Annotated in this window: 22 protein-coding genes, 1 pseudogene and 4 riboswitches; of the genes and pseudogenes, 7 read left to right on the top strand and 16 right to left on the bottom strand. The window is 61.3% G+C overall.

Going from position 1 to position 25753, the window contains the following annotated elements; translation table 11 throughout:
- Positions 1-9 precede the first annotated feature (9 nt).
- A complete protein-coding gene (locus tag ACOAP0_RS17005; RefSeq protein ID WP_498377391.1) occupies positions 10-1323 on the bottom strand; it encodes an O-acetylhomoserine aminocarboxypropyltransferase in 1314 nt (437 codons plus the stop codon).
- 93 nt (positions 1324-1416) lie between these two features.
- On the opposite strand from ACOAP0_RS17005, the gene ACOAP0_RS17010 reads away from it, so the two are divergent.
- Positions 1417-1884: a CBS domain-containing protein gene (locus tag ACOAP0_RS17010; protein WP_322561987.1), complete on the top strand. Its 468-nt coding sequence runs from the start codon at positions 1417-1419 to the stop codon at positions 1882-1884.
- Between the two features lie 85 nt (positions 1885-1969).
- On the opposite strand, the pseudogene ACOAP0_RS17015 reads toward ACOAP0_RS17010, so the two are convergent.
- Positions 1970-3189, bottom strand: a pseudogene (locus tag ACOAP0_RS17015) (polyhydroxyalkanoate depolymerase).
- Positions 3190-3333: 144 nt separating this feature from the next.
- Here ACOAP0_RS17015 and ACOAP0_RS17020 point away from each other — a divergent pair.
- On the top strand, positions 3334-3990 hold the full coding sequence (locus tag ACOAP0_RS17020) for a glutathione S-transferase (protein WP_498377799.1): 657 nt from the start codon (positions 3334-3336) through the stop codon (positions 3988-3990).
- Positions 3991-4009: 19 nt separating this feature from the next.
- Here the strand turns inward: ACOAP0_RS17020 and ACOAP0_RS17025 are convergent, their stop codons facing one another.
- A complete protein-coding gene (locus ACOAP0_RS17025; RefSeq protein ID WP_087497003.1) occupies positions 4010-4447 on the bottom strand; it encodes a cupin domain-containing protein in 438 nt (145 codons plus the stop codon).
- A gap of 119 nt (positions 4448-4566) precedes the next feature.
- Here ACOAP0_RS17025 and aroC point away from each other — a divergent pair, with 119 nt between their 5' ends.
- Together aroC and ACOAP0_RS17035 are read left to right on the top strand one after the other, a co-directional pair.
- On the top strand, positions 4567-5661 hold the full coding sequence (gene aroC / locus ACOAP0_RS17030; RefSeq protein WP_498377393.1) for a chorismate synthase: 1095 nt from the start codon (positions 4567-4569) through the stop codon (positions 5659-5661).
- Complete coding sequence (locus ACOAP0_RS17035) at positions 5658-6866, top strand: MFS transporter (protein WP_498377395.1); 1209 nt, start codon at positions 5658-5660, stop codon at positions 6864-6866. The genes aroC and ACOAP0_RS17035 overlap by 4 nt, the downstream gene beginning before the upstream one ends.
- Here the strand turns inward: ACOAP0_RS17035 and ACOAP0_RS17040 are convergent.
- The 3 genes from ACOAP0_RS17040 to ACOAP0_RS17050 all read right to left on the bottom strand — a co-directional run bounded on the left by ACOAP0_RS17040 (position 6853) and on the right by ACOAP0_RS17050 (position 11381).
- Positions 6853-9309 (bottom strand): EAL domain-containing protein, encoded by a 2457-nt coding sequence (locus ACOAP0_RS17040; RefSeq protein ID WP_498377396.1) that lies wholly within the window; start codon positions 9307-9309, stop codon positions 6853-6855. The genes ACOAP0_RS17035 and ACOAP0_RS17040 overlap by 14 nt on opposite strands.
- Positions 9309-10229, bottom strand: a complete 921-nt coding sequence (locus tag ACOAP0_RS17045) for a PhnD/SsuA/transferrin family substrate-binding protein (protein WP_498377397.1) — start codon at positions 10227-10229, stop codon at positions 9309-9311. Before ACOAP0_RS17045 ends, ACOAP0_RS17040 begins: the two co-directional genes overlap by 1 nt.
- A 72-nt stretch (positions 10230-10301) precedes the next feature.
- Entirely contained in the window at positions 10302-11381 is a 1080-nt protein-coding gene (locus ACOAP0_RS17050) for a calcium:cation antiporter (RefSeq protein ID WP_498377398.1), read from the bottom strand.
- 192 nt (positions 11382-11573) lie between these two features.
- Here ACOAP0_RS17050 and ACOAP0_RS17055 point away from each other — a divergent pair, with 192 nt between their 5' ends.
- Positions 11574-12707: a methyl-accepting chemotaxis protein gene (locus ACOAP0_RS17055; RefSeq protein ID WP_498377399.1), complete on the top strand. Its 1134-nt coding sequence runs from the start codon at positions 11574-11576 to the stop codon at positions 12705-12707.
- Positions 12708-12713: 6 nt separating this feature from the next.
- Here ACOAP0_RS17055 and ACOAP0_RS17060 read toward each other — a convergent pair whose 3' ends face one another.
- On the bottom strand, positions 12714-13307 hold the full coding sequence (locus ACOAP0_RS17060; RefSeq protein ID WP_498391477.1) for an outer membrane beta-barrel protein: 594 nt from the start codon (positions 13305-13307) through the stop codon (positions 12714-12716).
- A 157-nt stretch (positions 13308-13464) separates the two neighbouring features.
- On the opposite strand from ACOAP0_RS17060, the gene ACOAP0_RS17065 reads away from it, so the two are divergent.
- Positions 13465-14148 carry a hypothetical protein gene (locus ACOAP0_RS17065; protein WP_498377401.1) on the top strand — a complete coding sequence of 228 codons (684 nt, stop codon included), beginning with the start codon at positions 13465-13467 and terminating at the stop codon, positions 14146-14148.
- Between the two features lie 153 nt (positions 14149-14301).
- Here ACOAP0_RS17065 and ACOAP0_RS17070 read toward each other — a convergent pair whose 3' ends face one another.
- The 7 genes from ACOAP0_RS17070 to gcvT all read right to left on the bottom strand — a co-directional run bounded on the left by ACOAP0_RS17070 (position 14302) and on the right by gcvT (position 23010).
- Positions 14302-14628 carry an immunity protein TriTu family protein gene (locus ACOAP0_RS17070; RefSeq protein WP_498377402.1) on the bottom strand — a complete coding sequence of 109 codons (327 nt, stop codon included), beginning with the start codon at positions 14626-14628 and terminating at the stop codon, positions 14302-14304.
- Positions 14629-14719: 91 nt separating this feature from the next.
- Complete coding sequence (locus ACOAP0_RS17075) at positions 14720-15280, bottom strand: hypothetical protein (protein WP_498377403.1); 561 nt, start codon at positions 15278-15280, stop codon at positions 14720-14722.
- Between the two features lie 62 nt (positions 15281-15342).
- Positions 15343-16731, bottom strand: coding sequence for an L-serine ammonia-lyase (locus ACOAP0_RS17080; protein WP_498377404.1), 1389 nt, complete (start codon positions 16729-16731; stop codon positions 15343-15345).
- A 33-nt stretch (positions 16732-16764) separates the two neighbouring features.
- On the bottom strand, positions 16765-17988 hold the full coding sequence (locus ACOAP0_RS17085) for a D-amino acid dehydrogenase (RefSeq protein WP_498377405.1): 1224 nt from the start codon (positions 17986-17988) through the stop codon (positions 16765-16767).
- Positions 17989-18047: 59 nt separating this feature from the next.
- Positions 18048-18157: riboswitch (glycine riboswitch) on the bottom strand.
- A riboswitch (glycine riboswitch) is annotated at positions 18158-18254 on the bottom strand.
- Between the two features lie 78 nt (positions 18255-18332).
- A complete protein-coding gene (gene gcvP, locus ACOAP0_RS17090) occupies positions 18333-21257 on the bottom strand; it encodes an aminomethyl-transferring glycine dehydrogenase (protein WP_498377406.1) in 2925 nt (974 codons plus the stop codon).
- Positions 21258-21356: 99 nt separating this feature from the next.
- On the bottom strand, positions 21357-21728 hold the full coding sequence (gcvH, locus tag ACOAP0_RS17095; protein WP_498377407.1) for a glycine cleavage system protein GcvH: 372 nt from the start codon (positions 21726-21728) through the stop codon (positions 21357-21359).
- 121 nt (positions 21729-21849) lie between these two features.
- Entirely contained in the window at positions 21850-23010 is a 1161-nt protein-coding gene (gcvT, locus tag ACOAP0_RS17100; protein ID WP_498391478.1) for a glycine cleavage system aminomethyltransferase GcvT, read from the bottom strand.
- Positions 23011-23092: 82 nt separating this feature from the next.
- Positions 23093-23227, bottom strand: a riboswitch (glycine riboswitch).
- Between the two features lie 19 nt (positions 23228-23246).
- Positions 23247-23347, bottom strand: a riboswitch (glycine riboswitch).
- 76 nt (positions 23348-23423) lie between these two features.
- Here gcvT and ACOAP0_RS17105 point away from each other — a divergent pair.
- Positions 23424-24146, top strand: coding sequence for a 1-acylglycerol-3-phosphate O-acyltransferase (locus ACOAP0_RS17105; RefSeq protein ID WP_498377409.1), 723 nt, complete (start codon positions 23424-23426; stop codon positions 24144-24146).
- A 2-nt stretch (positions 24147-24148) separates the two neighbouring features.
- Here the strand turns inward: ACOAP0_RS17105 and ACOAP0_RS17110 are convergent, their stop codons facing one another.
- Both ACOAP0_RS17110 and ACOAP0_RS17115 read right to left on the bottom strand, forming a co-directional pair.
- On the bottom strand, positions 24149-25048 hold the full coding sequence (locus ACOAP0_RS17110) for an alpha/beta hydrolase family protein (protein WP_498377410.1): 900 nt from the start codon (positions 25046-25048) through the stop codon (positions 24149-24151).
- Positions 25045-25665 (bottom strand): TetR/AcrR family transcriptional regulator, encoded by a 621-nt coding sequence (locus ACOAP0_RS17115; RefSeq protein ID WP_498377411.1) that lies wholly within the window; start codon positions 25663-25665, stop codon positions 25045-25047. Before ACOAP0_RS17115 ends, ACOAP0_RS17110 begins: the two co-directional genes overlap by 4 nt.
- Positions 25666-25753: the final 88 nt, after the last annotated feature.

Below are 25753 nucleotides of genomic sequence, written 5' to 3' on the forward strand. Positions count from 1 at the left end.
GGGCACATATCAAGCACCTGCCTTTTCTGCGGCTTTGAGCGCGCGTTTGAGGTCGTCAATCAAGTCATCCGCGTCTTCCAGCCCGACGGACAGGCGGATCGTGCCCTGCGTGATGCCGCCCGCAGCCAGCGCCTCATCGCCCATGCGGAAGTGGGTGGTGCTGGCCGGGTGAATGACCAAGCTGCGGCAGTCGCCCACATTGGCCAGGTGGCTGAATACTTTGAGGGTTTCAATGAACTTTTTGCCCTGCTCGCGGTTGCCCTTGAGGTCGAAGCTGAATACAGAGCCTGCGCCTTTAGGCAGCAGCTTTTGCGCCAGTTGGTGGCTGGGGTGGCTTTCCAGCAACGGGTGGCCGACGCGGCTCACAAAGGGTTGGCTGGCCAGGAACTGCACCACCTTTTCGGTGTTGCTGATGTGACGGGCCATGCGCAGGCTCAGGGTCTCAATCCCTTGCAGAATCAGCCAGGCGCTGTGCGGGCTCATGCAGGCGCCGAAGTCGCGCAGGCCTTCGCGACGCGCGCGAAGCAAAAAGGCGCCCACGGTACTTTCCTCGCTGAAATTCATTTGGTGAAAGCCCTCGTAGGGCGCTGCCAACTCTGCAAATTTGCCGCTCGCTTCGAACGCGCGCGCCCAGTCAAAGCTGCCACCGTCCACCACCACGCCGCCAATCACGGTGCCATGTCCGCTCAAGAATTTGGTAGCCGAGTGGTAGACCAGATCGGCCCCTTGAGTGAAGGGCTGCACCAGCCATGGCGAGGTGAGGGTGGAGTCCACCAGCAGCGGCACACCTGCCTCGTGCGCAATTTGCGCGATGGTGGGCGTGTCCAGCACATCCAGGCCGGGGTTGCCCACGGTTTCCCCGAAAAACAGGCGCGTGTTGGGCCGTACCGCGGCGCGCCAGGCATCCACATCACCGGGCTTCACAAAGGTGGTTTCAATGCCGAAGCGGGACAAGGTGTAGTGCAGCAGGTTGTGCGAGCCGCCATACAAGGCGCTGGACGACACAATGTGCCCGCCCGCGCCCATGAGGGTGGCAATGGCCAGGTGGAGAGCGGCTTGGCCGCTGGCTGTGGTGATGGCGCCTATACCGCACTCCAGCGCGGCGACCCGTTGCTCGAGCACTGCGTTGGTGGGGTTGCTGATGCGGCTGTACACGTGGCCTGCGCGCTCCAGGTTGAAGAGGGACTGCGCATGCTCGCTGGACTCGAACACAAACGAGGTACTCAGGTGGATGGGCACCGCGCGCGCGCCGGTGGTGGGGTCCGGTGCGGCACCTGCGTGAAGCGCTAGGGTGTCGAAGCCGGGGTCTGCGTAACCAGCCATAGGTGTCTCCAGTGATGAAACCTTGATGAAACCCGCGCATTGTGGGCTATATTTGCTATACAAATTCAACCCCAGTGTCACGAGGAAGTCCCCATGAAAGTCAGCGATATCCTGCGCGTAAAAGGCGGAACGCTTTACACGACCACGCCGGAGGACTCTCTGGCGGATGCGGCCCAGCTGATGGCGGAGAAAGATATCGGCTCGTTGGTCGTGATGTCACATGGCTTGGTAGTGGGCATGTTGACTTTTCGCGAAGTGATCCAAGCAGCTGTCAAAAACGGTGGCACCTTCGGCAGCACCAGCGTGTACCGCGCGATGGACCCCGGCCCGCTGACCTGCACTCTGGAAACCGAGATGGATGAAGTGCGCCGCATGATGCTGGAGCGCCACGCCCGCTACATGCCGGTCATCGACAACCGCATGTTGCAAGGCGTGATCAGCTTCTACGACGTGGCCCGCGCCGTGGTGGACAGCCAGAACTTCGAAAACAAGATGCTGAAGGCCTACATCCGCGACTGGCCCGAGGGCGAGGCTGAAAAGCCGGAAGCTGAGAACACGTAAGAGCTCGCCGCCGGGCCGCCCCAAGGCGACCTAGCCCCCTTGGGGGGCAGCGACCCGCTCAGCGGCGGAGCGTGGGGGCAATGCTTTAGCCTTCGCTGGCGTGAATCATCTCCCGCACCCGCGGGTAGATTTGCTGGTTCCACTTGCGACCACTGAACACACCATAGTGCCCCACACCGGTCTGCACATGGTGTGTTTTTTTATAGGGGCGAATGCTGCTGCACAGGTCTTGCGCAGCTACGGTCTGCCCCACTGCACAGATGTCATCGCGCTCTCCCTCCACCGTCATCAAGGCGGTGCGTCGGATGGCCGCCGGGTTGACCAGCCTGCCGCGGTAGCTGAGCTTGCCCAGCGGTAAGTCGTAGGTCTGGAAGACCTTCTCCACGGTCTCAAGGTAGAACTCGGCCGGCAGATCATTCACCGCCAGGTACTCGTCGTAAAACACGCGGATCACATTGGCCTTTTCCACATCGCCGTTCACCAGGTGCTGGTACAGGTCTTTGAACGACTGCTTGTGCCGCTCCGGGTTCATGCTCATGAAGGCGCTGAGCTGCACAAAGCCGGGATACACGCGGCGCATATAGCCCTTGTGGGGCAGGGGCACGTGGCTGATGAGGTTCTTCTCAAACCAGTCAATCGGCTTGCTCACCGCCAACTTGTTCACCTCGGTGGGGTTCACCCGGCAGTCCACCGGGCCGGCCATCAGCGTGAGGCTACGGGGCTGGGCCGGGTCATCGTCTTCGGCCATCAGGGCGGTGGCAGCCAGCGCTGCCACGCAGGGTTGGCACACCGCCACCAGGTGAGCACCGGGGCCAATCGTCTGGGTGAAACGGATCATGTGGTCGATGTAATCGTCCAGTCCGAAAGGGCCGTGGCGCAGCGACACATCGCGGGCGTTGTGCCAGTCGGTGATGTAAACATCATGGTGCTGCAGCAGGGTGCGGGCAGTTTCACGCAGCAGGGTGGCAAAGTGGCCTGACAGGGGGGGGGCACCAGCAGCACTTTGGGCTGAGGTTCCGCCAGAGCCGCAGTTTTGCGGAAGTGCAGCAGGCTGCCGAAGGGCAGGCTCAAGACCGTTTCTTCTTCAATCGGGTAGACCTCGTCGTCCACCGTCACAGAGTCAATGCCGTAGTCGGGCCGCGAATGGGTCAGGCGCATGCGCGAGATCACCTCCATGCCGGCGGACATTTTGCGCAGCCAGCTGCCCTCGGTCTGGTTCATCCACAGCATGGCGCTCATGCCCTGGGCCATGAGGCGCAAGGGGGAGCTCAGGTCGGTTTGGTTCTGGTAGGCCTGGTACAGCATGAGAGTCCTGTCTTGGTGCGGCAAAAGCCTTGTGTTCATTCCTAGGCAATTTGCGCGCCAAGACCGCGGATCAGACTATGGCTGCAGTGCTTGGCACAACCCTTGCACGGCATGGGGTACACCGACAACCCCGAAAGCAGCACCATGGCCAAAGCGATTCTTACCATCAGCAGCAAAAACTACGGTGCATGGGCCCTGCGCGGGTGGCTGATGGCCAAGCTGGCGGGGTTGGATTTCTCGGAAAAAGTGATTTCCCCCGACGATCCGGCCATGCGCGCCGAAATGCTGCTGCTCTCCAGCAGCATGCTGGTGCCTACCTTGCAGCACAACGGCGTGACAGTGTGGGACACCCTGGCCATCGGTGAATACCTAAACGAAATCAAGCCCAAAGCCGGCCTGTTGCCGGCCGACATCAAAGCGCGAGCCCATTGCCGCGCGGTCAGTGGTGAAATGCATTCCGGCTTTGCGTCCATGCGTGGTGCATTGCCCATGAACATCAAAGCGCATTTCCCTGACTTCAAGGTCTGGTCCCGCGCGCAGGCCGATATTGACCGGGTGCTGGCCATCTGGAAAGAATGCCTGGAAAACTACGGCGGGCCCTACCTCTTCGGCAAACAACCCTGCATTGCCGACGCCATGTATGCACCGGTGGTCACCCGCTTCATGACCTATGACGTCAAGCTGGACAAACCGGCCGCCGCGTACTGCAAGCTCATGATGGCTTTGCCGGCCATGCAAGAGTGGGTGGAAGCCGCCCGGGCGGAGCCGGACGAGATTGACGAATTGGACGCCGAGTTTTAAGTCTTGGCGCCCTGCGTCTTCAGGCTGCCTTTTGCTCCGGCCACGGGGTTGGCGCAGGGATCTCGCAGACCGGCTCCACATCAATCGATTTGAAGTCCGCCGGGGACACGATTTCCAGGTACTCCATGTCCGGGGAATAGTCGAACAGGTAGTGGCGGATACCGGGGCGCTGGTGAATCACATCGCCGGCTTGCACCAGGGTTTCTTTGTCTTCGTACATGAAGCGCGCCCAGCCTTTGGTCATGATGACGATTTGAAAGTCCGCCTCATGCCGGTGCCAGCCGGTGCCTTTTTCTGGTGCCATATTGGCTTTGACCAGGTGCGCAATCACTTTTCCGTGCGTGGCTTCGGCGATGCCCAGATCCCGGTACAGGAAAAAATCACGCAGCCCCCCGGACACAAATTGCGTGTCCTCAGGTTTGACATGGGAGAACTTGGTTGCAGTGCGGTCTAGCATGGCTCACTCCTGGTTCAAAAAGCGGTGAAACACTGAAATGGTGCACCGCAGCACGATGCATAAACTGTTCCAGCCCGGTTACCGGGTCCGACAGCCGCGTCGGGGATAATCGGGGCACTATGAGCGGCAATACCTTCGGACACACATTCACGGTCACCAACTTTGGTGAATCCCACGGCCCGGCCATCGGCTGCATCATTGATGGCTGCCCCCCGGGCATGGAGCTCTCAGAAGCTGACATCCAGATCGATTTGGACCGCCGCCGCCCAGGCACCAGCCGCCACGTCACCCAGCGCAACGAGCCGGATGCGGTGCAAATCCTGAGCGGTGTGTACCAGGGCAAAACGACGGGTACCCCGATTGCGCTGCTCATCCAGAATACCGACCAGCGCAGCAAGGATTACGGCAATATCCTCGACACCTTCCGCCCCGGCCACGCGGACTACGCCTACTTCCAGAAATACGGCATCCGCGATCCGCGCGGCGGTGGCCGTTCCAGCGCCCGCCTGACGGCGCCCATGGTGGCAGCAGGTGCTGTGGCCAAGAAATGGCTCAAAGAAAAATATGGCACCGAATTTCGTGGCTGCATGACCCAAGTGGGTGAGTTGCCTATCGCGTTCGAGTCGTGGGATCACGTGCCCAACAACCCTTTTTTCGCCCCCGTGGCCGATGTGCAGGCTCTTGAGGACTACATGGACGCCCTGCGCAAAGCCGGCGACTCCTGCGGTGCCCGCATCCGCGTTAAGGCGAGCAACGTGCCGGTGGGTTTGGGCGAACCTTTGTTTGACAAGATGGACGCCGACATCGGCTACGCCATGATGGGCATCAATGCCGTCAAGGGCGTGGAAATTGGCGCCGGCTTCGCCAGCGTGGCCCAGCGCGGAACCACGCATGGCGACTCCCTGACTCCTGAAGGCTTTGCCACCAACAACGCAGGTGGTGTGTTGGGCGGCATTACCACCGGGCAGGACTTAGAGGTGAGCATTGCCATCAAGCCCACCAGCTCCATCATCACGCCACGCGCCTCGATTGACTCCCAAGGCATTCCGACCGAGGTGGTGACCAAAGGCCGCCACGACCCCTGCGTAGGCATACGTGCCACCCCCATTGCCGAGGCCATGTTGGCTTTGGTGGTGATGGACCACGCACTGCGCCACCGCGCCCAATGTGGCGATGTGGTGCCTACGCTCACGCCCATTCCTGGCAGCATTTGAGCGATACGCCTCAGCAGGCCGCCGCACCAGGCATGCGGCAGGTCTTGCCCTTTGCCGCGCTTTCCGCCGTGTATTGCGCACACGGCGCGCTGATGAACCCGTTTTTGCCGCTGTGGTTGAAGAGTTTAGGCCTGAGCCTGGTGACCATCAGTGTGCTCACTTCCATTCAAGCCGCGACCCGCATGTTTGCCCCTTATGCCTGGGGTGCGCTGAGCGACCGCACGGGTGAGCGCGCCAGGTTGATGCAATGGGGTGCCGGTCTGGCGCTATTCGCTTCTGCGGGGCTCTGGTGGAACGGCGGCTTCTGGTGGCTGGGGCTGGTGTTGTTAGTGATCTACCTGCAAACCAGCGGCATGATGCCCATGACTGAGGCGGCAGTGGCCCATGTGGTGATCAGGGGAGGGGTGTTTGACACCAAGCTATACGGCCGGGTGCGTTTGTGGGGTTCGCTGGGCTTCATGTTGGCTGTGATGGCCGCAGGTGCTTGGTATGAGCATGTGGGCATGGCCAGCTTTCCGCTCATCGTGTCTTTGAGTCTGGCAGCCTTGCTGGTGTTTGCATTCCGCATGCCTGATGTTAAAGAGCAGCACGCGGCATCGCGCTCAACGTCGGCCCCCATCCTTCCGGTGTTGGCCCAGCCAGTGGTACGTTGGTTTTTTGCCTCGGTGTTTTTTCACATTCTTTCCCACATGGGCATCTACAGCTTCTTCTCGCTGTATCTGGATTCGCTGGGCTATTCCAAAACCATGATCGGGGTGCTGTGGGCAGTGTCGGTCACGGTCGAGATCGGCTGGTTTTTTACCCAGAGTCGTTGGATGCCGCGGCTGAGCCTGAGTGGATGGTTGGTTTTGTGTGCCGGAGTGATGGCATTGCGCATGGGAGTTACTGCGTCCATGGCCTCGGTACTCTGGCTGCTGGCAGTCATGCAGGCGCTGCACGCGCTCACATTTGCGGCGCATCACAGTGCTTGCATCGCTTTGGTGTCGCACCACTTTCCCGGCAGCTTGCGCGGGCGTGGGCAAGCGCTGTACACCGTCATCGGCTATGGCGTGCCGGGCGTGATCGGTGGTCTGGTGGGCGGACAGCTCAGCGCCCGATGGGGGCTGCAGAGTGTTTTCTGGGCTACTGCGGTGATGGCCGTGGGCGCGATGGGGTGTGCCATCCGCGTGTGGCGCCTCAATCACCGGGTTGCTACACCTGCGTGATCGTTTCGGCTGGTTGTAGCGGCCTCAAAAAGTCCGCCAGAGAAGTTTCGAATCGTTCCACAGGCACCGGTCTGCTGAACAGGTAGCCCTGGTATGCATGGCAGCCATGCCGTGCCAGATACTGCATTTGCTCCACCGTTTCCACGCCCTCGGCAATCACGCTCAGGCCCATGCTATTTGCCAGCGCGACGATCATGTTGGCAATCGCCGCGTCATTGGTGTCTACCAGTACGTCCCGCACGAAGCTCTGGTCGATTTTCAGCACATCCAACGGCAGGCGCTTGAGGTAGGTAAGGGATGAATAACCGGTACCGAAGTCATCCATGGCAAAGCCCACGCCATGGTGCTGAAGCTCCTCCATGCGCACAATCACATCATCGACGTTGGCAATCAACATGCTCTCGGTAATCTCGATCTTGAGGCCGCTTGCTTGGGCGCCATGCCGCGAAAGCGCATCCAGCACCTGCTCTACGAAGTCATGCTGGTGGAACTGCTTGGCACTCACATTGACTGCGATCGTCATGTGGGCAAAGGCCGGTTGGGTGGCCCACAAAGCCAATTGCTTGCAAGCCGTGTTCAACACCCAGTTACCGATAGGAACAATCATTCCGCAGTCTTCTGCCACGGCAATGAACTCGCCGGGCATCACGAGACCCCGCGTGGGGTGCTGCCAGCGGATCAAGGCCTCGGCACCGGTAACGCGCACGTCTTCGGAGATCTGGGGCTGCAGGTAGAGGACAAACTGTTCCTCTTCCAGGGCGGTGCGCAGAGCAGCTTCCAGGTCCGCACGCAGGGTCACCGCGGCTTGTGTTTTGGGGTCAAACAAACGCGAGGTGTTCCGTCCTGCAGCCTTGGCCTGGTACATCGCTAGGTCTGCCCGCTTGAGAGGCTCATCCAGGGATTCCTGCTGCTTGCCGAACACCGTGATGCCCACACTGGGTGTGCTGCTGCGGGTCAGTGTGCCAAGGTCATAAGGCTGGTTCAGGGCCTGCATGACTTTGCCCGCTACAGCCTCCGCTTGTGTCGAAGCCTCGGCCACGTCTTTGCTCAAGCCTTCAAGCATCACCACAAATTCGTCGCCGCCCAAGCGTGCCACAGTGTCAGCTTCCCGCACACAGGACTGCAGGCGGTTGGCCACTTGCTGCAACAGGATGTCGCCCTGGTGGTGCCCCAGTGTGTCGTTGAGCGTCTTGAAGTCGTCCAGATCCACAAACAGCAGGGCGCCCAAGTGGCCTGTGCTCAGGGCTGCGTGCATGGCAGTTTCCAGGCGACCCATGAGCATGCGCCGGTTGGGCAACATGGTCAGCGAGTCAAAGTACACCAGTGTTTTGATTTCGTTCTCAGCGGCTTTGCGCGCACTGAAGTCGGACAGATTGGCCACATAGTGGGTAACGTCTCCGCTTTCGGACCGCACTGCCGTGATGGTGGTCCATGCAGGGTAGGTTTCTCCGTTCTTGCGTCGGTCCCAGACCTCGCCCTGCCAACTCCCGTTGGAGCGGATGCTCTCGTTCATGACCTCATAGAACTCCTGGGTCTGAATCCCGGAGCCCATGAGGTCCCGTGGTGCTTTGCCGATCGCTTCTTCCGGCAGGTAACCGGTTACCCGCTGGAACGCTGAGTTCACCTGCAGGATCCGCCAATCGGCGTCGCACACAAACATGACATCGTTGGACTCAAAAGCGGTGGCTGCAATCCGCAGTGCATCCCGGGATTGCACCAGTTCCTGCTCGCGTTGCTGCAAGGTGTCCAGCATGGCGTTAAATTCCTGCGCGAGCCGGGCCGCTTCGTCGCTGCCCTTGATGTCGACGCGCCGGCCGGTGTCGCCGGCTTGCACCGCGTCAGCCACCTTGCTGATGGCGTTCAGGCGGCGGGTGAAATACAGGCCCGTGATCGATGCGAACAGACCAATCAGTGCGATGCTGCTGGCAAGGTACCAAAGCCCGCTTTGGAGCATGCGCTCGACCTGTGTGTTGAACTGGGTGCGCCCCATCCCGATACGCACCCAGCCGAGGTGTCTGGCGTCCAGCATGACCGGACTGACCAGATCCAGCAAAGTACTGGCGTCTTGCAAGGTTTGAGTGTTGGGCTCTTCCGGCAGGTCGTTCATGTACTGACCCAGACGCGCAGCGTCCGAATGGGCCAAGACCTGCCCACGCCTGTCCAGAACGATGACGTAGCGGATGTCCGGAAATGCGGCAGCACTGTCCACAATCTCTTGCAATCCGGACAGATCGCGGGATGCCACCCAGACACTGGAAGACAAAGCAATGCTCTCGGCCATGGTGGTGGCCTGCTCGGTTTGCCGGATTTTGACCTCGCTGTGTTGGCGTTGGGCCAGTTCCCACATCAGCAACAGCATCATTAGCAGAACCACCAGCGCCATGCCCACCATGAGCTGGCGGCGCAGGCTTCCCAGAAGCAGTTGGCGTAGAGAGAGTCGCATCAGTTCAATTGGAGTTGTACCGGCCGCACGTTTTGCTCGAAAGTTTGCAGATAGGTTTGCACTACATCGTAGCTCTGGTTGTCCGCAGGATAGAAAGCTGCAGTCTCCAGATTCGCCAGTATGGCTGCGCCTTCAGGCACTTTTTTCAACCCGACCAGTAGTGCTTTGACTTGTTGGCGAACGGGCAGAGGCACCGATTCATGGGCCATTACCGAGTTGTTGATCAGGGGGGGCGTTTCCCAGATCTGCATCATCTGGGCAGCCTCGGCAGGGTGGTCTTTCTGGAACATGCGCCAAGGGGGTGGCCATGTTGCCGCAGCGGACGAAGTGCCGAGGTAGGCGTTCAAGATGGAAGACTCCTGAGAGCCTACGTAGGAGTTTTTCAGATCCCGCTGCACATCAACACCCTGCTTGTACAAAAAATACTGCGGCATGATGGCGGCCGCCAATGCGGTCGGCGAGGGGTAACTGACTGTCTTGCCCTTCAGGTCTTGCGGCTGGCGTATGCCTGCATCCTTGCGCACAATGAAAATGCCCCTGAAGTCTTCGGCGTCGCCAGCCATGGCCAACACTTGATAACCCCTCTGACGCGCGAGAAGGGTTTGCACCGGGTTGGGCAATAGGAATGCGGGCCCGGCTTCTCCGACTTTGACCTCAAAGGCTCTGTAATCTCTGGAGGCCTCCACCTCCAGATGCGCATTGATCAGATGCGCGTTGAGGTAGTCGATCAAGGGTTGGTAAGTTTGCAGCAGCTTGTGCGGGCTATGCAGTGGGTGAACCGCAAACCGGTAGACAGGCACCGTGCCCTCACGGGCCCCTTGGCTATAGGTCAGAGCATGCTCCGGTTCCCCGGGTGAGCAGCCGGCCAGCAGCATCAGTGCCGCAGTGGCAATGATCAGGGCTCTGCAAAAGTTTGGCATCCGGACTCCCATCAGGGCCAATGTAGCGGTGCGTCGGCTTGTCAGATTGATATTGGTCAAGCCTTGGCCGATTCAGGGCACGATAGTGGTGAACAGGTAAGTTGCCAACAGCACCAGATGCACCGTGCCTTGCAATACGGTAGTACGTCCCGTGCTCAATGACAAGCTGGTCACGAACAAAGACAGCAACAGCAGCACCACGGACTTCACATCCAGCCCGAGTGTCAGGGTCCAGCCGGTCGCCAAAGACACGATGGCTACAGCCGGAATAGTGAGGCCGATACTGGCCAAGGCAGAGCCCAGCGCCAGATTCAGGCTGGTTTGCAGCCGGTTGGCCTGGGCTGCCCGGAACGCGGCAAGCCCTTCGGGCAGCAGCACCACCATGGCAATGATGATGCCCACCACGGCTTTCGGAGCACCGGCCCGGTCCACGGCAGCTTCAATGGTGGGCGCCAGGGCTTTGGCCAAAAGAACGACTGCAACCAGACCCAGAAGCAGCAGGCCACTGCTCATGGCTGCCACCTTGACGCCCGGGGGCGCGGCATGGGCTTCCTCACCGGTTTGGGGCAAAAAGTAGTCGCGGTGGCGCACGGTTTGCACCAGCACAAAGGTGCCATACAACACCAGAGACACCACCGCCACAAAGGCCAGCTGGCTGGCGCTGTACACCGGCCCGACCACACTGGTGGTGTAGTTGGGCAAGACCAGTGTCAGCACCGCAATGGCGGCCAATGTGGTGAGCGACGCGCTTACGCCCAGTTGGCCGAAGGTCTGCTCACGGTGCTTGCTGCCACCCGCCAGCAGGCACAGGCCGACAATGCCATTGAGGATCAGCATCACGGCCGCGAACACGGTGTCGCGCGCCAGCGCGGTCGTTTGCGGACCGCCGGCCAGCATCATGGACACGATCAGTGCCACCTCAATGACCGTAATGGCCAACGCCAGCACCAAGGTGCCGTAGGGCTCACCCACTTGATGGGCCACCACTTCGGCATGGTGCACTGCGGAGAGTACCGCGCCTACCAACCCGGCGGCCAGCAAAGCAACCCACCAGCCGCCAGCCAGTCCGGCCATATTGCTGGCCAGCAGACACCAGGCAATCAGAGGCCAGGCGACGGACCACTTGGGCAGGGGGGCATGGGGCGCTTGCATAGGGAGTTTTCTCGTGCGAATGAAAAAACACCATTGTCGGCAATGTAGGGTCGCTTGGGCCGCAGTCACCTGATTTTTTGGCCCCCATAGGCTGCGGGTAAACCCCGCTTTTTTCGGGGTTAAGGCTTGCAGCCTTGTGCCTACACTGTGGTGGTCGGGGCCTCGTACTCCACCTTTACTACCGGAACGCTTATGCCCGTTTTTGATTCCATGACCTTGAGCCGGCGCATGGCGCTGACTTATGCGCTGGTGCTCGCGCTGACACTGGCGGTTCTGTACAGCGGTTACTCCGCCCTCAATGCCGTGGTGGCGCAAGCCCCCCAATTCAAAACGCTGGCGGGTGATGCGCAAAGCAGCATGGTGCTGTTTGCGGTGCTGGCGGTGTTGTTAGGGGTGTTTTCCGCGTTCCGGCAGGTGCAAAGTATTTCCAGCCCCTTGGCCGATGCCATTCACATTGCCGAGACGGTGGCTGCCGGTGATCTGAGCCACGACTTTGATAACACCCGCGGGGGCGAATTCGGCAGGCTGCTGGACGCCATGGGCACCATGGAAGACACGCTCACCGACCTGGTAACCCGCATCAAGGACAGCACGCAACCCTTGACGGCATCGAGCGGCGACATTGCGCACGCCAGCGCCAACCTTTTGCAACACACCGAGATGCAGACCCATGCGCTGGACTCAACGGCAGCCAGCATGGAAGAGCTGACTTCGACCGTCCGCGAAAATGCACAACGCGCCCAAAGCGCAAGCACCCTCGCGGTGAGCGCATCCGGCATTGCCCAGCGTGGCGGTGAGGTAGTGGGGGAAGTGGTAAGCACCATGCAGGCCATTACCGACAGTTCGCGCAAGGTGGTCGACATCATTGCGGTGATTGAGGGCATCTCCTTCCAGACCAACATCCTCGCGCTCAATGCAGCCGTAGAAGCTGCCCGCGCCGGAGAGCAAGGCCGCGGCTTTGCCGTGGTGGCCAGCGAGGTGCGCTCATTGGCCGGGCGCAGCTCGGAGGCTGCCAAAGAAATCCGCCAACTGATCAGCCATTCGGCAGAACAGGTGGAAAGCGGCTCCCAGCTGGTGGGCCGCGCCGGCAACACCATGCAAGACATCGTGAACGCTGTGCGCCAGGTCACCGAAATCCTGGGCGAAATTTCGGCGGCCAGTCAGCAGCAAAGTCACAGCGTGCAGGAGGTCAGCAGCGCGGTGGTTCAGATGCGCGCAGACACGCGCAGCAACCACCAGCAGGTCAACCATACGGCTGCGGCGGCTGAGGCCATGCGCCAACGGGTGCAGGACCTTCAACGCGCCGTGGACCAGTTCAAGGTCTGACGGACCTTAGAACTTGTAGCCGATACCGATGCTGTAAACGTTTTCCTGCAGTGCGGCCGTTGTGCCGTTGCTGTAGGTGATGTCGTTGAACTTGTTCAGGTCATAGCCGGCTTGCACAAAGAGGTTTTTGTCCAGCATCTTGCGCACGCCGATGCCGTAGCCCACGCCCTGCACATTGCTGGTGGCCACGCCATCGGTGCTGGCGGCCGTGCCGTAGATGGATGACAACTTGCCGTAGAGCTGGTAGTTGTTGGACAAGGCCACCGTGGGCACGATATCCAGCGAGTAGCGGTTGTTCACAGTGGCGGCGGTACCGTTGGCGTAGCTGCCGAACGCATGGTTACCGGTGCTGTAGCTTGCGCCCAAGCCCACTGCGAAAGTAGGGGTCAGCGACCAGTCGTAGCGGGCATTGATGCCGGCGCTGGTGGTGGCGCTTCCGTCTGAGCTGCCGTCGTTGGCGCTCACCGTGCCGCGGGAGAATTCGACATTGGTGCCGATGCTGAAGCCGGACAGATCCGTGCCGCCGGCAGGGCCAGCAGCAAACGCTGAGCCTGCAGCCAAAGAGCCAAGAACAAAAGACGTGATCAACAGTTTTTTCATGGAGAGGTTCCTAAGTGAAGGGACCTTCATGGTGCTCGCCGGCTGTGAAGCAGGTTTGCAGCTCCGGCAAACGTGGGTAAAGCTGTGTAATGCGCTTGCAAGCAGATGTTGGCTGTCGCGCTACAGTCGTGCTTTGGTAAAGCTTGTACCCGCACGTATGCAACGCAAACACATTCTGGCTCTCTTGGCCGTCATCCTCGTCGCGCTCGTCGTAGTGCTATTGCTGCCGCATGGCGAGTTGGTGCAAACGCTGGCGGCCGTGCCCATCTTCGGCGCGCTGTCGGCGGTGGTGGTGGACATCCTGCGCGAGCAGGCCAAGCGCCAGCAGGAGAGCCAGCTCGCTGAATCCCAGCAGCGGTTTTCTCTGGCGGCAGGCTCGCACATGGCGTCTACCGCCTTTGATAAGCACGTTGCCTTCTGCGAGGAATATGTGGCCGAAGTTTTGTCCGCATTGCGCACCCTGTTCCGCGAAGGACCCACACAGGAAGCCCTGGACCACTCCGACCGGCTGCTGCAAATTAAACAGAAATACGTGCTCTGGATCACCCGCGATGTAGAGGCCCGGCTGGAGCCCTTTGAACGCGCCCTGCGCCGCATAGGCGCCAACGACCGCGCCGAGCGTCTGTTCCCCGAAGGCGAAGGCAGTGTGCAGCGCATGACAGAAACCTACCGCCAGTTCGCCGAAGTGCTGGGCACCGAACACATGGGCACTGAGTGGGATGGCGAACCCATCACCGATGTCGCAGCCGTCAGCCGCGTGGTGGCCCAACTGCGGGACATCCTGGGCGTGGAAGAGCTGACCCGCCTGCGCGCCGCCATCGTGCGCAACGCGCTGGCTTAGCGTGTAAAAGCGCCTGGTGCGATTGATCAGGCCAAGGGATTATTGAGGCGAAGTTTTAAATGATTTCGGCCTCTGTCGCTCATGGAATATGCGCGGGCAGCTATTGATTTCGGAGCAGTTTCGTCAACGTCAGTATGGCTATAGACGAAAACATTAATGACCAACATCTCCGTTACTTTTCGCCCAGACGAGCATCTTTGAAAGTTCACTCTCGAACTCTTGTCTCGTAGTGCATTCGCCTACGTGGGGAAATGAACTTATCTCGGTGGCAATCTCCAAGATTTGTACGTCCATGCAAGAGGCGTGATCCCACACACAGACCTCTGTCATGTATTGCGTTGATTCCAATCGGACCAGAGCAGAGCCATTGGCAGTGGCTTTGAATTCAGATTTGAAGTTGTAAGTGTTGAAAAGCCCTTGGTGTTCCTTGAACCAAGCCTTCAACAAAGCAACAGCGTATGTATCGTGGGAGTCTCGCATGGCTACTAACTTGATTCAGAGATAAACTTTTTTTCAAGTCGCGGTTCACGGGATTCATTTTGTCGGCAAATCACATACCTGATCGGAGCCCTCAAGGCCAGTCACTCAACGCGCTGCACGCGCCCACATGCACGATGCCGGCGCGGCTGTCGTTGGGCACAAACACTTGGGTTTGCGCCGTTTTGGGGTAGATGCTGCCATCGGCACACTGCGCGCTTTGGGTGGTTCCTATCACCAGCTGAGTGCCGGGGCGCACCTGGCAGGACACCACTTTGTTCAAAGGGCTCCATTCCGGGCAGATGGCGTTGTCCGCGCGGTACTGCTCTTTGGTGCCCGAAGGCGGCTGCAGGGACCACCAGCTGCCCAATTGGGTGTAGGGCTTGTCAGCATCAAACACCCGGTAGAGCACCACGGGTGCGGTGACGGCCAGCACCTTGGCTTCGCACACGCCGCCCTTGTCGCTGGGAAGCCGGGCAATGGCCATCAAGGCCGGGTTGTCGGAGGCCTGCACGCCTTGCGCAGGTACCTGCGGGGTGCCTACGCACGCTACGCCGTCCACACCCACTGACCCGTCGGGTGCGCTCGTTGGCAGGCTCGCACAGCCCGTCAAAACAACGGCTGTCGTTAACGCAAACAACGCACTTTTGAGCATGACCCGACTCCCCTGAAGTAAACCGGGATTGTGCCTTCGCCAAGGCGCTCAGTCGCGGCCGATCAGCACTCCACGATGTTCACCGCAAGCCCGCCGCGGGCCGTCTCTTTGTATTTGGTTCTCATGTCCGCGCCGGTTTCGCGCATGGTCTTGATGACCTTGTCCAGGCTTACGAAGTGGCTGCCGTCGCCGCGCAGGGCCATGCGGGCGGCGTTGATGGCTTTGACCGACGCAATCGCGTTGCGCTCTATGCATGGGATCTGCACCAGCCCGCCCACCGGGTCACACGTCAAGCCCAGGTGGTGCTCCATGCCGATTTCGGCGGCGTTCTCCACCTGCTCGGGTGTGCCGCCCATCACCGCACAAAGGGCGGCGGCGGCCATGCTGCAGGCCACGCCCACTTCGCCTTGGCAGCCCACCTCAGCGCCGCTAATGGAGGCGTTCTCTTTGTACAGGATGCCGATGGCCGCAGCGGTCAGCAAAAAGTCGATCACACCGGCATCACTCGCGCCCGGCACAAAACGGCTGTAGTAGTGCAGCACGGCGGGGATGATGCCTGCTGCCCCGTTGGTGGGTGCGGTGACTACGCGGCTGCCTGCGGCGTTTTCTTCGTTCACGGCCAGGGCATAGAGGTTGACCCAGTCCAGCACCTGCAGCGGATCACGCAAGGCCTCCTCAGGTTTGGACACCAGCGCATCACGCAGGGCCTTGGCACGGCGCTTGACCTTGAAGCCGCCCGGCAGCACGCCCTCGGTCGCACAGCCGCGCTTCACGCAGTCTTGCATCACATTCCAGATGCGCAGAAGGCCGGTGTCGATGTCGGCATCGCTGCGCCAGTGCTGCTCGTTGCGGCGCATCACCTCGGCAATGCTTAAGTCCTCGCGGCGTGCCACCTCCAGCAGCATTTCGCCGCTGGTGAAGGGCAGGGGCAGCACGGTGGCGTCCGGCGCAATCACCTTTTGGCGACTGCCGTCGGCGGCTACCTCGTCACTTACGATAAAGCCGCCGCCTACGGAGTAGTAGATGCGGCTCGCCAGTTCCTGACCTGCAGCGTCGAGCGCCACCAGCCGCATGCCGTTTGCATGGAAGGGCAGGGGCGCGCGCATGAAAAGCAGGTCTTCTTTTTCGTTGAAGGCAATCGCGTGTTGCCCCGCGAGCTGGATGCTCTTGTTGCCGCGGATGCCGGCCAGCGTGGGGGCAATCTGCTCCACCTCCACCGTGTCGGGTTCCAGCCCGGAGAGGCCCAGCAGCACCGCTACATCGCTGGCGTGGCCTTTCCCGGTGGCGCCCAGCGAGCCATGCAGCCAGCATCGCACAGCGGCGGTGCGCGTCAGCAGCCCCTCGTGCTGCAGGCGGCCCACAAACAGGCGGGCGGCCCGCATTGGCCCCACCGTGTGCGAGCTGCTGGGACCGATGCCGATTTTGAACAGGTCGAATACGGAGACTGCCATGCTGGTTTCCTAAGGTCGGTGAGAAATGGTAGATCAGGCCGGCAGCTGCTGGTGCACATGCCCGGCCAATTGGTGGGCGGTGATGGCCGAGAGCGTCCAGCCCAAGTGGCCGTGGCCGGTGTTGTAGAACACGTTGTTGCGCTTGCCGCGGCCCACGCGGGGCATCATGTTGGGCATCATGGGGCGCAGGCCGGCCCAGGGTTCGCAGCGGCGGGTGTTCACACCAGGGAACAGCTGGTTCACCCATGCAATCAGCGGGCGGATGCGGTCGGCGCGGATGTCGTAGTCAATGCCGTTGTACTCGGCAGTGCCTGCCACGCGGAAGCGGTCTGCGCCCAAGCGGCTCGTCACTAACTTGGTCTCGTCGTCCAGCAGGCTGACCCAAGGCGCGGCTTGCTGGCTGGCTTCGTCGTTCAGTTGCACAGTGATGGAGTAGCCCTTGACCGGATAAATGTTCAGCCGGTCGCCCAGCTGCGCGGCAATGCCACGGCCTTGCACGCCGGCGCATACCACCACGCCGTCAAACCGGTGGGTCTCAGTGCTGCCTTCGTGTTGCAGCTCGAGGGTGGCTACCGTGCCGTCGGTGCTGGCGCTGGCGACCTGGTGGCCGTAGAGCGTGGTCACGCCCAAGCGCGCACAGGCTTGCGACAGGCCGTGAGTGAACTTGTGGATATCGCCGGTGGAATCGCTCTCGGTGTAGTAGCCACCGTAGTAGGTTCCTTGCAGGGTGGGCTCGATGGCGCGCATTTCTTCAGGTGTGACTGTGCGGCGAGCGAGTCCCCCAGCTGCCAGCATGGTGGAGACCTTGCCCGCGTGTTCAAAACCTGCCTTGTTGCGATAGATGTGCAGGATGCCTTTGCGCTGGTGGTCGAAGTCAATGCCCTCCGCCTGCGCCCAGGCAAACAGGTGTTCGCGTGCTGCAATGGCCAGGCGGGTGGTGGCTTCGGTGTTCTCGCGGTACTTGGGGATGGAGGCCACAAACTCGGTCATCCAGCTCAGCTTGTGCCAGGTGGGTGCGGGGTTCATGAGCAAGGGAGCGTCCTTGGTGAACATCCACTTCAGGCCCTTCACGAGGGTGCTGGGGTGTGTCCAGACCTCGGCGTTGGAAGCCGAGAGCTGGCCGCCGTTGGCATAGGACGTTTCCATGCCCGCGTAGCGGTTCTTCTCGATCAGGGTGACCTTGTAGCCGGCCTTGGCCAGGGTGTAGGCGCTGGTAACGCCGGTGATGCCGCCGCCGATGATGGCAATATGTTTCATGTGAGCTCTCTCTGTGTGTCGCAAACAAGGGAACACGCCTGTGCACACTGTGTGCCAGGCGAGCCCCCTCTGTTTGAGACCTGAGAGATTCACCCACTGCCTGGTGGGCAGCCGGCTTGCTCCTGCGGTGTGCCGGCGGACAAATGCGCGGCAGCTCTTCAGAGTGCAAACGATCGCAGCGGTCCTGGGTGCCTGAGAGTTTCCGGGGTGGTTGCTCCTTCGGCGCTGCTGCCCTGGTGGGCGGCAGGCTCTCCCGCTGCGATGCCGGGGCCAGCCCGGCAAGGGCGGCGGCATGCAATGCACAGCCGCCCTGAAAACCATGGTTAGTGGTGTGAGACCTACCTTTATGCGCTGGCGTAATCCGCCACTGGCACGCAGCTACAGAAGAGGTTGCGATCGCCATACACGTTGTCTACCCGGCCCACCGTCGGCCAGTATTTGGCCGCCTTCAAGGTCGCTACAGGGAAGGCTCCAACCTCACGGCTGTAAGGGCGATCCCACGCGGCGCCAATCACACTGGCAGCGGTGTGGGGAGCATGCTTCAAGGGGTTGTTGTCCTGGGGCCAGACACCGCCCTCGACTTGCGCAATTTCGCCTCGGATGGCGATCATGGCGTCGATGAAGCGGTCCAGTTCGGCCAGCGTCTCGCTCTCGGTGGGCTCCACCATCAAGGTGTTGGGCACGGGGAAGGACAGCGTGGGCGCGTGGAAGCCATAGTCCATCAGGCGCTTGGCCACGTCCTCAGCCATGACGCCACAGGTTTCCTTGAAGTGGCGCAAATCCAGAATGCACTCGTGGGCGACATGCCCGTTGGCCGATGCGTACAGCGTGGGGTAGTGGTCAGCCAGGCGGGCACTGATGTAGTTGGCGCTCAGGATGGCGACTTCGGTGGCTTGCTGCAGGCCGTCCGGGCCCATCATGCGGCAGTACATCCAGCTGATGGGCAGCACGGCTGCGTTGCCCAAAGGTGCGGCGCTCACCGCACCGGTGCCGGGCACACCACCCGTGGCATGGCCGGGCAGGTAAGGCACCAGGTCTTCCACCACGCACACGGGGCCCACCCCGGGGCCGCCACCGCCGTGGGGGATGCAGAAGGTCTTGTGCAGGTTCAGGTGGCTGACGTCGCCGCCGAACTCGCCTGGGGCGGCGGTGCCGACCAGCGCGTTCATGTTGGCGCCGTCCACATAGACCCGGCCGCCGTGCTGGTGCACCAAAGCGCACAGCTCTTTGACCGAGGTTTCAAACACACCGTGGGTGCTGGGGTAGGTGATCATCACCGCCGCCAGGTTGGCGCTGTGCTGCTCGCACTTGGCCTGCAGGTCGGCCATGTCCACGTTGCCGTTGTCGTCGCACTTGGTCACAACGACGGTCATGCCGACCATCATGGCGCTGGCAGGGTTGGTGCCGTGCGCGCTACTGGGGATCAGGCAGATATTGCGGTGGCCCTGGCCACGGGCCTCGTGGTAGGCCTTGATGACGAGCAGGCCGGCGTATTCGCCCTGGCTGCCGGCATTGGGCTGCAAGCTGATGCCCGCGTAGCCGGTGGCGGCGCACAGCCAGGCGCGCAACTGCGCGTCCAGCTCGGCATAGCCCTCGCGCTGGTCGGCGGGTGCGAAGGGGTGGATATTGGCGAACTCGGGCCAGGTGATGGGGATCATCTCGCTGGTCGCGTTGAGCTTCATGGTGCAGGAGCCCAGCGGGATCATGCTGCGGTCCAGCGCCAAGTCCTTGTCACTCAGCATGCGGATGTAGCGCAGCATGCCGGTCTCACTGTGGTGGGTGTTGAATACCGGGTGGGTGAGGAAAGCAGAAGTGCGGCGCAGGGCGGCGGGGATCAAAGGTTGTGCGCCGGCTTGCAGCGCTTCGACCGTGGGCAGTGTCTGGCCCGGTTGGGCGAAAAGGCTCCACAGCAGCTCGACATCGTCGCGGGTGGTGGTCTCATCCAGCGAGATGCAGATGTAGTCATCCCATGCAATTCGCACGTTAACGCCCGCAGATACTGCGCGGGCAGCTATGGATTTAGTAGCGCCATCGGTCTTGAGGCATAGCGTGTCGAAAGTCTCAGGGCGTCCGGTATTGATGCCCAGTTGCTCCAGGCCCTTGGCCAGAATGGCCGTGAGGGTGGCAACGCGGGTGGCGATGCGCTTGAGCCCTTCCGGTCCGTGGTACACGGCGTACATGCTGGCCACCACCGCCGGCAACACCTGCGCGGTGCAGATGTTGGAAGTGGCTTTTTCGCGGCGGATGTGCTGCTCGCGGGTTTGCAGGGCCAGGCGGTAGGCGGGGTTGCCGTGGGTATCAATACTCACACCGACCAAGCGGCCGGGCATGGAGCGTTTGAACTCGTCACGGCATGCCATGTAGGCGGCGTGCGGGCCACCATTGCACAGGGGCATGCCAAAGCGCTGGGTGGTCCCCACCACAATGTCGGCCGCACCTGTGGGGTCGCCCGCGCCCCATTCGCCAGGAGGCACCAGCAGGGTAAGGGCCAGCAGGTCGGCCGCCACGATGTAGGCGCCGCCCTTGCGGTGCACGGTTTTGACATCCTCGCCTTCTTCACCTAAGCGGCCGCTGGTGGAGGGGTATTGCTCCAGCACGGCAAAGTAGTCGTCGCCGGCAATCAGTGCATCCCATTCTTCCTGGGAGTTGGCCAGCTTGACGGTGATGCCCAGTGGTGCCGCGCGGGTCTGGATGACCTCGATGGTTTGCGGGTGCGCATCGCCCGCCACCACGAACACATTGCCTTTGGCCTTGACCGAGCGGCGGGCCAGTGTCATGGCCTCAGCGGCGGCTGTGGCTTCGTCCAGCATGGAGGCGTTGGCAATCGGCATGCCGGTCAGGTCGCACACCATGGTCTGGAAGTTCACCAGCGCTTCCATCCGGCCCTGGCTGATCTCGGCCTGGTAGGGCGTATAGGCGGTGTACCAGGCCGGGTTTTCCAGGATGTTGCGCAGGATCACGCCGGGGGTGTGGGTGCCGTAGTAGCCCTGGCCAATGAAGCTCTTGAGCACCTTGTTTTTGCCTGCAACCGCCTTGAGTTCTGCAAGCGCAGCTGCCTCGGTGATGGCCGCCGGAATCGCCATGGCGCTCTTGCGCGCAATGCTGGCGGGCACGATGCTGGCAATCAGGTCGCTGCGCGACTTTTCGCCGATGGCTTGCAGCATGACGGCTTCGTCATCCGCAAAGATGCCGATGTGGCGTGCCTGGAATTCGCTGGCGTTTTCCAGCTGGGCCAAGGTGGGCGTGGAGGTTGTGGCAGAAGTGGACATGGCGGTGGCGTTCGGTGGTGGGCAGTTCACACAAACGGGTAGCCTGCTGGTTCAGGGCCGGCTCCCGGGGATTTTGCAGGCAGGGCCTGCAAAGCGGCTTTAAGCGTTGGCGGCGAAAGCGGTGTAGCTGGTTTCGTCCATCAGGCCTTCGAGTTCGGCCGGGTTGGCCAGCTTGACCTTGAAGAACCAGCCGGCACCCAGCGGGTCGGTGTTGGCCAGCGAGGGGTCGTCGCGCAGGGTTTCGTTGACCTCAAGGATTTCACCGGTCACGGGCATGTACACGTCGGCGGCCGCCTTCACGGACTCGACCACGCCGGCCACGGCCTTGGCGTCAATGCTGGCGCCCACGGCGGGCAGATCCACAAACACCACGTCGCCGAGCGCATCCTGCGCGTGGTGGGTGATGCCGACAGTGGCGATATCGCCTTCGACCTGGAGCCATTCGTGATCGGCTGTGTACTTGATAGACATAACGTTCTCCTGAAACTTGAAAAAAGGGTTTGCGGTAAAGGGTTGAACCACCGGAACTGGAACCTGCCAGACGCCACTGTAGCGGCTGAATCTGCAGTTTTCAGTCTCTAGCAGCCTTGGATCAGCCGCGGTAGTAGTTCGTGGGCACAAAGGGCATGGCGCTCACCACCATGGGCACCGGTTTGCCGCGCACGATGGCTACCACCGGGGTGCCCAAAGCCGCCAGCGAAGCGTCGATGTAGCCCATGGCCACGCACTGGTTGATGGTGGGGCCGAGCAGACCGCTGGTGACTTCGCCGATACGGTTGCCCGCGCCGTCTTGCAGCTCGGTGTGCTCGCGCACCGGAATGCGCTCCTGGGCAATCAGGCCCACCCGTTTTTTAGTGCCTTTTGTGCCGCTGGCGCCCGTGGAATCTGCGAGAGCAGCTAGTATTTTTGTAGCGCCGGGGAAGCCGCCTGCGCGTGCGCCACCGGTGCGGCGCACCTTCTGGATGGCCCAGTTCAGGCTGGCTTCGACCGGTGTGGTGCTGGTGTCAATGTCGTTGCCATACAGGCACAGGCCCGCTTCCAGGCGCAGGGAGTTGCGGGCGCCCAAGCCTATGGGCTGCACTTCGGGTTGCGTCAACAGGGCGCGTGCGAGGGCTTCGGCGTGCTCGTTGTGGACCGAGATCTCAAAACCGTCTTCACCGGTGTACCCGCTGCGGGTGAGGAACACGTTGATCTTTTGGGTGCCGGTATCAACTATGAAGTCTCCACCGGTCATGAACACCAGCTTCTCCACACCAGGCGCCAAGCGGGCCAGCGCCGTTACCGCCTGGGGGCCTTGGAGGGCCAGCAGCGCGTAGTCGGGCAGGGGGGTGACTTGGCAGCGGCTGCCGATCTTGGCTTGGATGTGGGTGATATCACCCACCTTGCAAGCACCGTTGACGATGACGAAGAGTTCGTCTTGCGCCTTTTTGAAGAACATCAGGTCATCGATGATGGTGCCCTCGATGGTGAGCAGCAGGCCGTAGCGCTGCTTGCCCAAGGGCAGGTCGATCACGTCTACCGGCATCAGGCTCTCAAACGCCGCGCAGGCGTCCGGGCCGCTCAGTCGCAGCTGGCCCATGTGGGATACGTCAAACAGGCCAGCGGCCTTGCGGGTGTGGTGGTGTTCGGCCATCAGGCCTGCTGGGTACTGAACCGGCATGGAGTAGCCGGCGAACGGCACCATGCGGGCGCCCAGCTCTATGTGCAATGCGTTGAGCGGCGTGGTTAACAAGGTTGTGTCAGAAGCGGACATGGCGGCGATCCAAACAGTCCCGGCGCAAGGCGCCGGAGGGGCAATCCAAACCCGGATGCACGCAAGTCTGCGCCCATCCGGTGCTGCCCCCGCTGTCCGCTTTACCTGAGAGATTCGCCGGGCCTGCGTGCACGGGGTGGGGTGCGCAGACTGCGGGTTGCTCCTTCGGTGGTTTGCAGGCCGCTGTGCGGTGCAAACTCTCTCCAGTGGGGTGTTGCCGGCAGAGCAAGCCTTGCCGGCAGGGATCAGTCCTTTTGCCTGAGCGTTCAGACCGCTGCAATCAGCCGTCCTGCGCCTTCGGCGGCCCCGAAAAAGGGCTCTCTCCTGAACGGGATGGATTCTAAACCAGCCACAGCGCCGGCGGGCCACTTGTTACCATTCGGCAGGCATTTGCCGGTTTTAATCTTCATTGCATGCTCTATCTATTCCGGCTGGTGCTGATCAGCATCCAGTTCCTGTTGGCCTCTGTGGTCAACCTTCTGATCTGTTTTTCCCGGCCCTTCAATCCCGACAATTCCCGGCTCTCAGGGTGGATGTTTTCAGTCCCCGCGCTGAAGATTCTGGGCCTGAAGATGCGCCTGGAGACCGAAGGCTTGAAAACCCAGCCCAACCCCTTTGTGATCGTGGCCAACCACCAATCCAACTGGGACTTGTTTGTGCTGGGTTGCGCGGTGCCACTGCGCACGGTTTCACTGGGCAAAAAGAGCTTGAAGTGGATTCCCTTTTTCGGCCAGATTTACTGGTTGGCCGGCAACATCCTGATCGACCGCGGTAACGCAGTCAAAGCCAAAGCGGCCATGTTGCACACCACGGCGGTGATGCAGGAGCGGGATACTTCGATTTGGGTGTTTGCCGAAGGCACCCGCAACCTCGGCCGGGGCATGCTGCCGTTCAAAAAGGGCGCCTTCCAGATGGCCATTAACGCTGGCGTGCCCATCGTGCCGCTGTGTTGCAGCAACTACAAAAAGACCATGCGCCTGAACCGCTGGAACAGCGGCAACATCATCGTCAAGACACTGGCACCCATTCCCACCACGGGCATGACGCTAGACGACATGCCTGCCCTGATGGAGCAGTGCAGGGCGCAAATGGAAGCGTGCATCGCCGAGCTGGACGCCCGCGCCGCCGCACTGTGAATTCAGCGGGAAGTCTGATGCTCGCCGAACCAACGTAGCACGTCGCTCCACAAAGGCTGTGCCTGTTTGCGGAAGTAGCCCATGTGGCCGATGGGCCCTATGCCTTGTTGACCGGGGTGGATGTCCACCTTGCTCACGGTGGTGTTGCTGTAGGCGGCCATAAAGGCATCGCGTGACGCGGGTGGCGCCCAAAGGTCATCGGTCGCATTGGCCGCGATGATGGGGGTGCGCACCCGCCCGAACAAACCTGCCACATGCGGCATGCCGGGGTCATCAAAGAAGTAACGCGGAAACTTGCACCAGCGCTTCCAGTCCCGGTAAACGCCTAGTGGCAAGTCCTCGCCCATCTGGAGCTTGCTCCAGGCCAGATAGCCCTTCCAGCGGGTGAGCAGCGGGCCGATAACGTGCCACATCAGCAGCACCTTGAATTGCTCGGCACGTGGCATCCAGCCGTGCCAGCCCGCCCCGGTGGCAAAGGTATAAAACCGCGCGACCTTGTCGTGGTTGGGGAGCAGGCCGAATGCATGGCCACCGAACGAGTGCCCCACCATGAACAGAGGAACGGTGTCATCCGCCATAGCGTCTACCGCAGCTGCAACATCGTGAAAAGCCCAATCCAGATAGTCCATCTGAAAGCCGCGCAGAGCAGCCGGTTTGGAGAGGCCTATGCCGCGATAGTCCACCGTCAGAGTGGTGTAGCCCTGCTGTGCAGCGAAGAGTGCGAAGTTCTTGTAAAACAACTGCGGAACGCCAGTGGCACCTGCGACCACCAGATGCCCGCGCAGAGGGCCTACTGCGGTGTAACGCAGGGCTTGCAACGTATAACCGTCGCGGGTTGTGAGTGTCAGTGACTCTGGTGTGTTCATGGGCTGGTGGGCTTTCATGGCGAGCTGGGAATTCATGGTTTGGATGCGATGCTCAGACGAATCAAGTCCACCAGTGCGTCGGTGGTGTTTTGCATGGCGTCCACCTGCCCGGCCACGCGGGCCTGGATAAGGGCGCCTTCATACGCAGACACCATCAATGCCGCAAGGTTGGCGCTCCGGGTAGGGGCGACTCCGGCGTTTTCCAAAGCCATGCCAAGCTGCTCGCGAATATGGGTGAAGCCCTTTGCCAAGGCCTCCCGAATGGCGATGTCTTCCGGTGTCGATTCCGAGGCCATAGAGGCCAGCGGGCAACCTTGCTGGTAGCCGCTGCTAGCCAGCAGTTTCTGGGCGGATGCCATCCATGCCTGCAAAGCATCTGCGGGGTCCGCATGTCGTTGCATGAGCTTTGCCAGTCCTCCGGTGATCTGGCCGACCACCAGGTCGATCGCGGCAATGGCCAATTCCGACTTGCCACCGGGGAAGTGGTGGTACATCACCCCTTTTGGGGCACCGGCTTCTGACAAAAGCTCACTCAAGCCCACACCATGAAAGCCGGTGCGTCGCAGGGCATTCAGCATCGCAGCAATCAGCCGGTCCCTTGTGGGGGCGGGGATGTTGTCGGTAATGGGTGGTGGTGGGTTGTGAGTGGCCATACGGAATTCTATAGACCGGTCGGTCTAGTTGTCAATTGACCATGGTATAAAAAAACGGGACCCTGAGGTCCCGTTTTTTTGTGAAGCG

Source organism: Curvibacter sp. Hmag1.1 (genome assembly GCF_059769165.1).

Bases quoted from the DNA above. Each gene is read 5' to 3' on its own strand.
- ACOAP0_RS17005 (WP_498377391.1), bottom strand. From the start codon at position 1,323: ATGGCTGGTTACGCAGACCCCGGCTTCGACACCCTAGCGCTTCACGCA.
- ACOAP0_RS17010 (WP_322561987.1), top strand. From the start codon at position 1,417: ATGAAAGTCAGCGATATCCTGCGCGTAAAAGGCGGAACGCTTTACACG.
- ACOAP0_RS17020 (WP_498377799.1), top strand. From the start codon at position 3,334: ATGGCCAAAGCGATTCTTACCATCAGCAGCAAAAACTACGGTGCATGG.
- ACOAP0_RS17025 (WP_087497003.1), bottom strand. From the start codon at position 4,447: ATGCTAGACCGCACTGCAACCAAGTTCTCCCATGTCAAACCTGAGGAC.
- aroC (WP_498377393.1), top strand. From the start codon at position 4,567: ATGAGCGGCAATACCTTCGGACACACATTCACGGTCACCAACTTTGGT.
- ACOAP0_RS17040 (WP_498377396.1), bottom strand. From the start codon at position 9,309: ATGCGACTCTCTCTACGCCAACTGCTTCTGGGAAGCCTGCGCCGCCAG.
- ACOAP0_RS17045 (WP_498377397.1), bottom strand. From the start codon at position 10,229: ATGCCAAACTTTTGCAGAGCCCTGATCATTGCCACTGCGGCACTGATG.
- ACOAP0_RS17050 (WP_498377398.1), bottom strand. From the start codon at position 11,381: ATGCAAGCGCCCCATGCCCCCCTGCCCAAGTGGTCCGTCGCCTGGCCT.
- ACOAP0_RS17055 (WP_498377399.1), top strand. From the start codon at position 11,574: ATGCCCGTTTTTGATTCCATGACCTTGAGCCGGCGCATGGCGCTGACT.
- ACOAP0_RS17060 (WP_498391477.1), bottom strand. From the start codon at position 13,307: ATGAAAAAACTGTTGATCACGTCTTTTGTTCTTGGCTCTTTGGCTGCA.
- ACOAP0_RS17065 (WP_498377401.1), top strand. From the start codon at position 13,465: ATGCAACGCAAACACATTCTGGCTCTCTTGGCCGTCATCCTCGTCGCG.
- ACOAP0_RS17070 (WP_498377402.1), bottom strand. From the start codon at position 14,628: ATGCGAGACTCCCACGATACATACGCTGTTGCTTTGTTGAAGGCTTGG.
- ACOAP0_RS17075 (WP_498377403.1), bottom strand. From the start codon at position 15,280: ATGCTCAAAAGTGCGTTGTTTGCGTTAACGACAGCCGTTGTTTTGACG.
- ACOAP0_RS17080 (WP_498377404.1), bottom strand. From the start codon at position 16,731: ATGGCAGTCTCCGTATTCGACCTGTTCAAAATCGGCATCGGTCCCAGC.
- ACOAP0_RS17085 (WP_498377405.1), bottom strand. From the start codon at position 17,988: ATGAAACATATTGCCATCATCGGCGGCGGCATCACCGGCGTTACCAGC.
- gcvP (WP_498377406.1), bottom strand. From the start codon at position 21,257: ATGTCCACTTCTGCCACAACCTCCACGCCCACCTTGGCCCAGCTGGAA.
- gcvH (WP_498377407.1), bottom strand. From the start codon at position 21,728: ATGTCTATCAAGTACACAGCCGATCACGAATGGCTCCAGGTCGAAGGC.
- gcvT (WP_498391478.1), bottom strand. From the start codon at position 23,010: ATGTCCGCTTCTGACACAACCTTGTTAACCACGCCGCTCAACGCATTG.
- ACOAP0_RS17105 (WP_498377409.1), top strand. From the start codon at position 23,424: ATGCTCTATCTATTCCGGCTGGTGCTGATCAGCATCCAGTTCCTGTTG.
- ACOAP0_RS17110 (WP_498377410.1), bottom strand. From the start codon at position 25,048: ATGAATTCCCAGCTCGCCATGAAAGCCCACCAGCCCATGAACACACCA.
- ACOAP0_RS17115 (WP_498377411.1), bottom strand. From the start codon at position 25,665: ATGGCCACTCACAACCCACCACCACCCATTACCGACAACATCCCCGCC.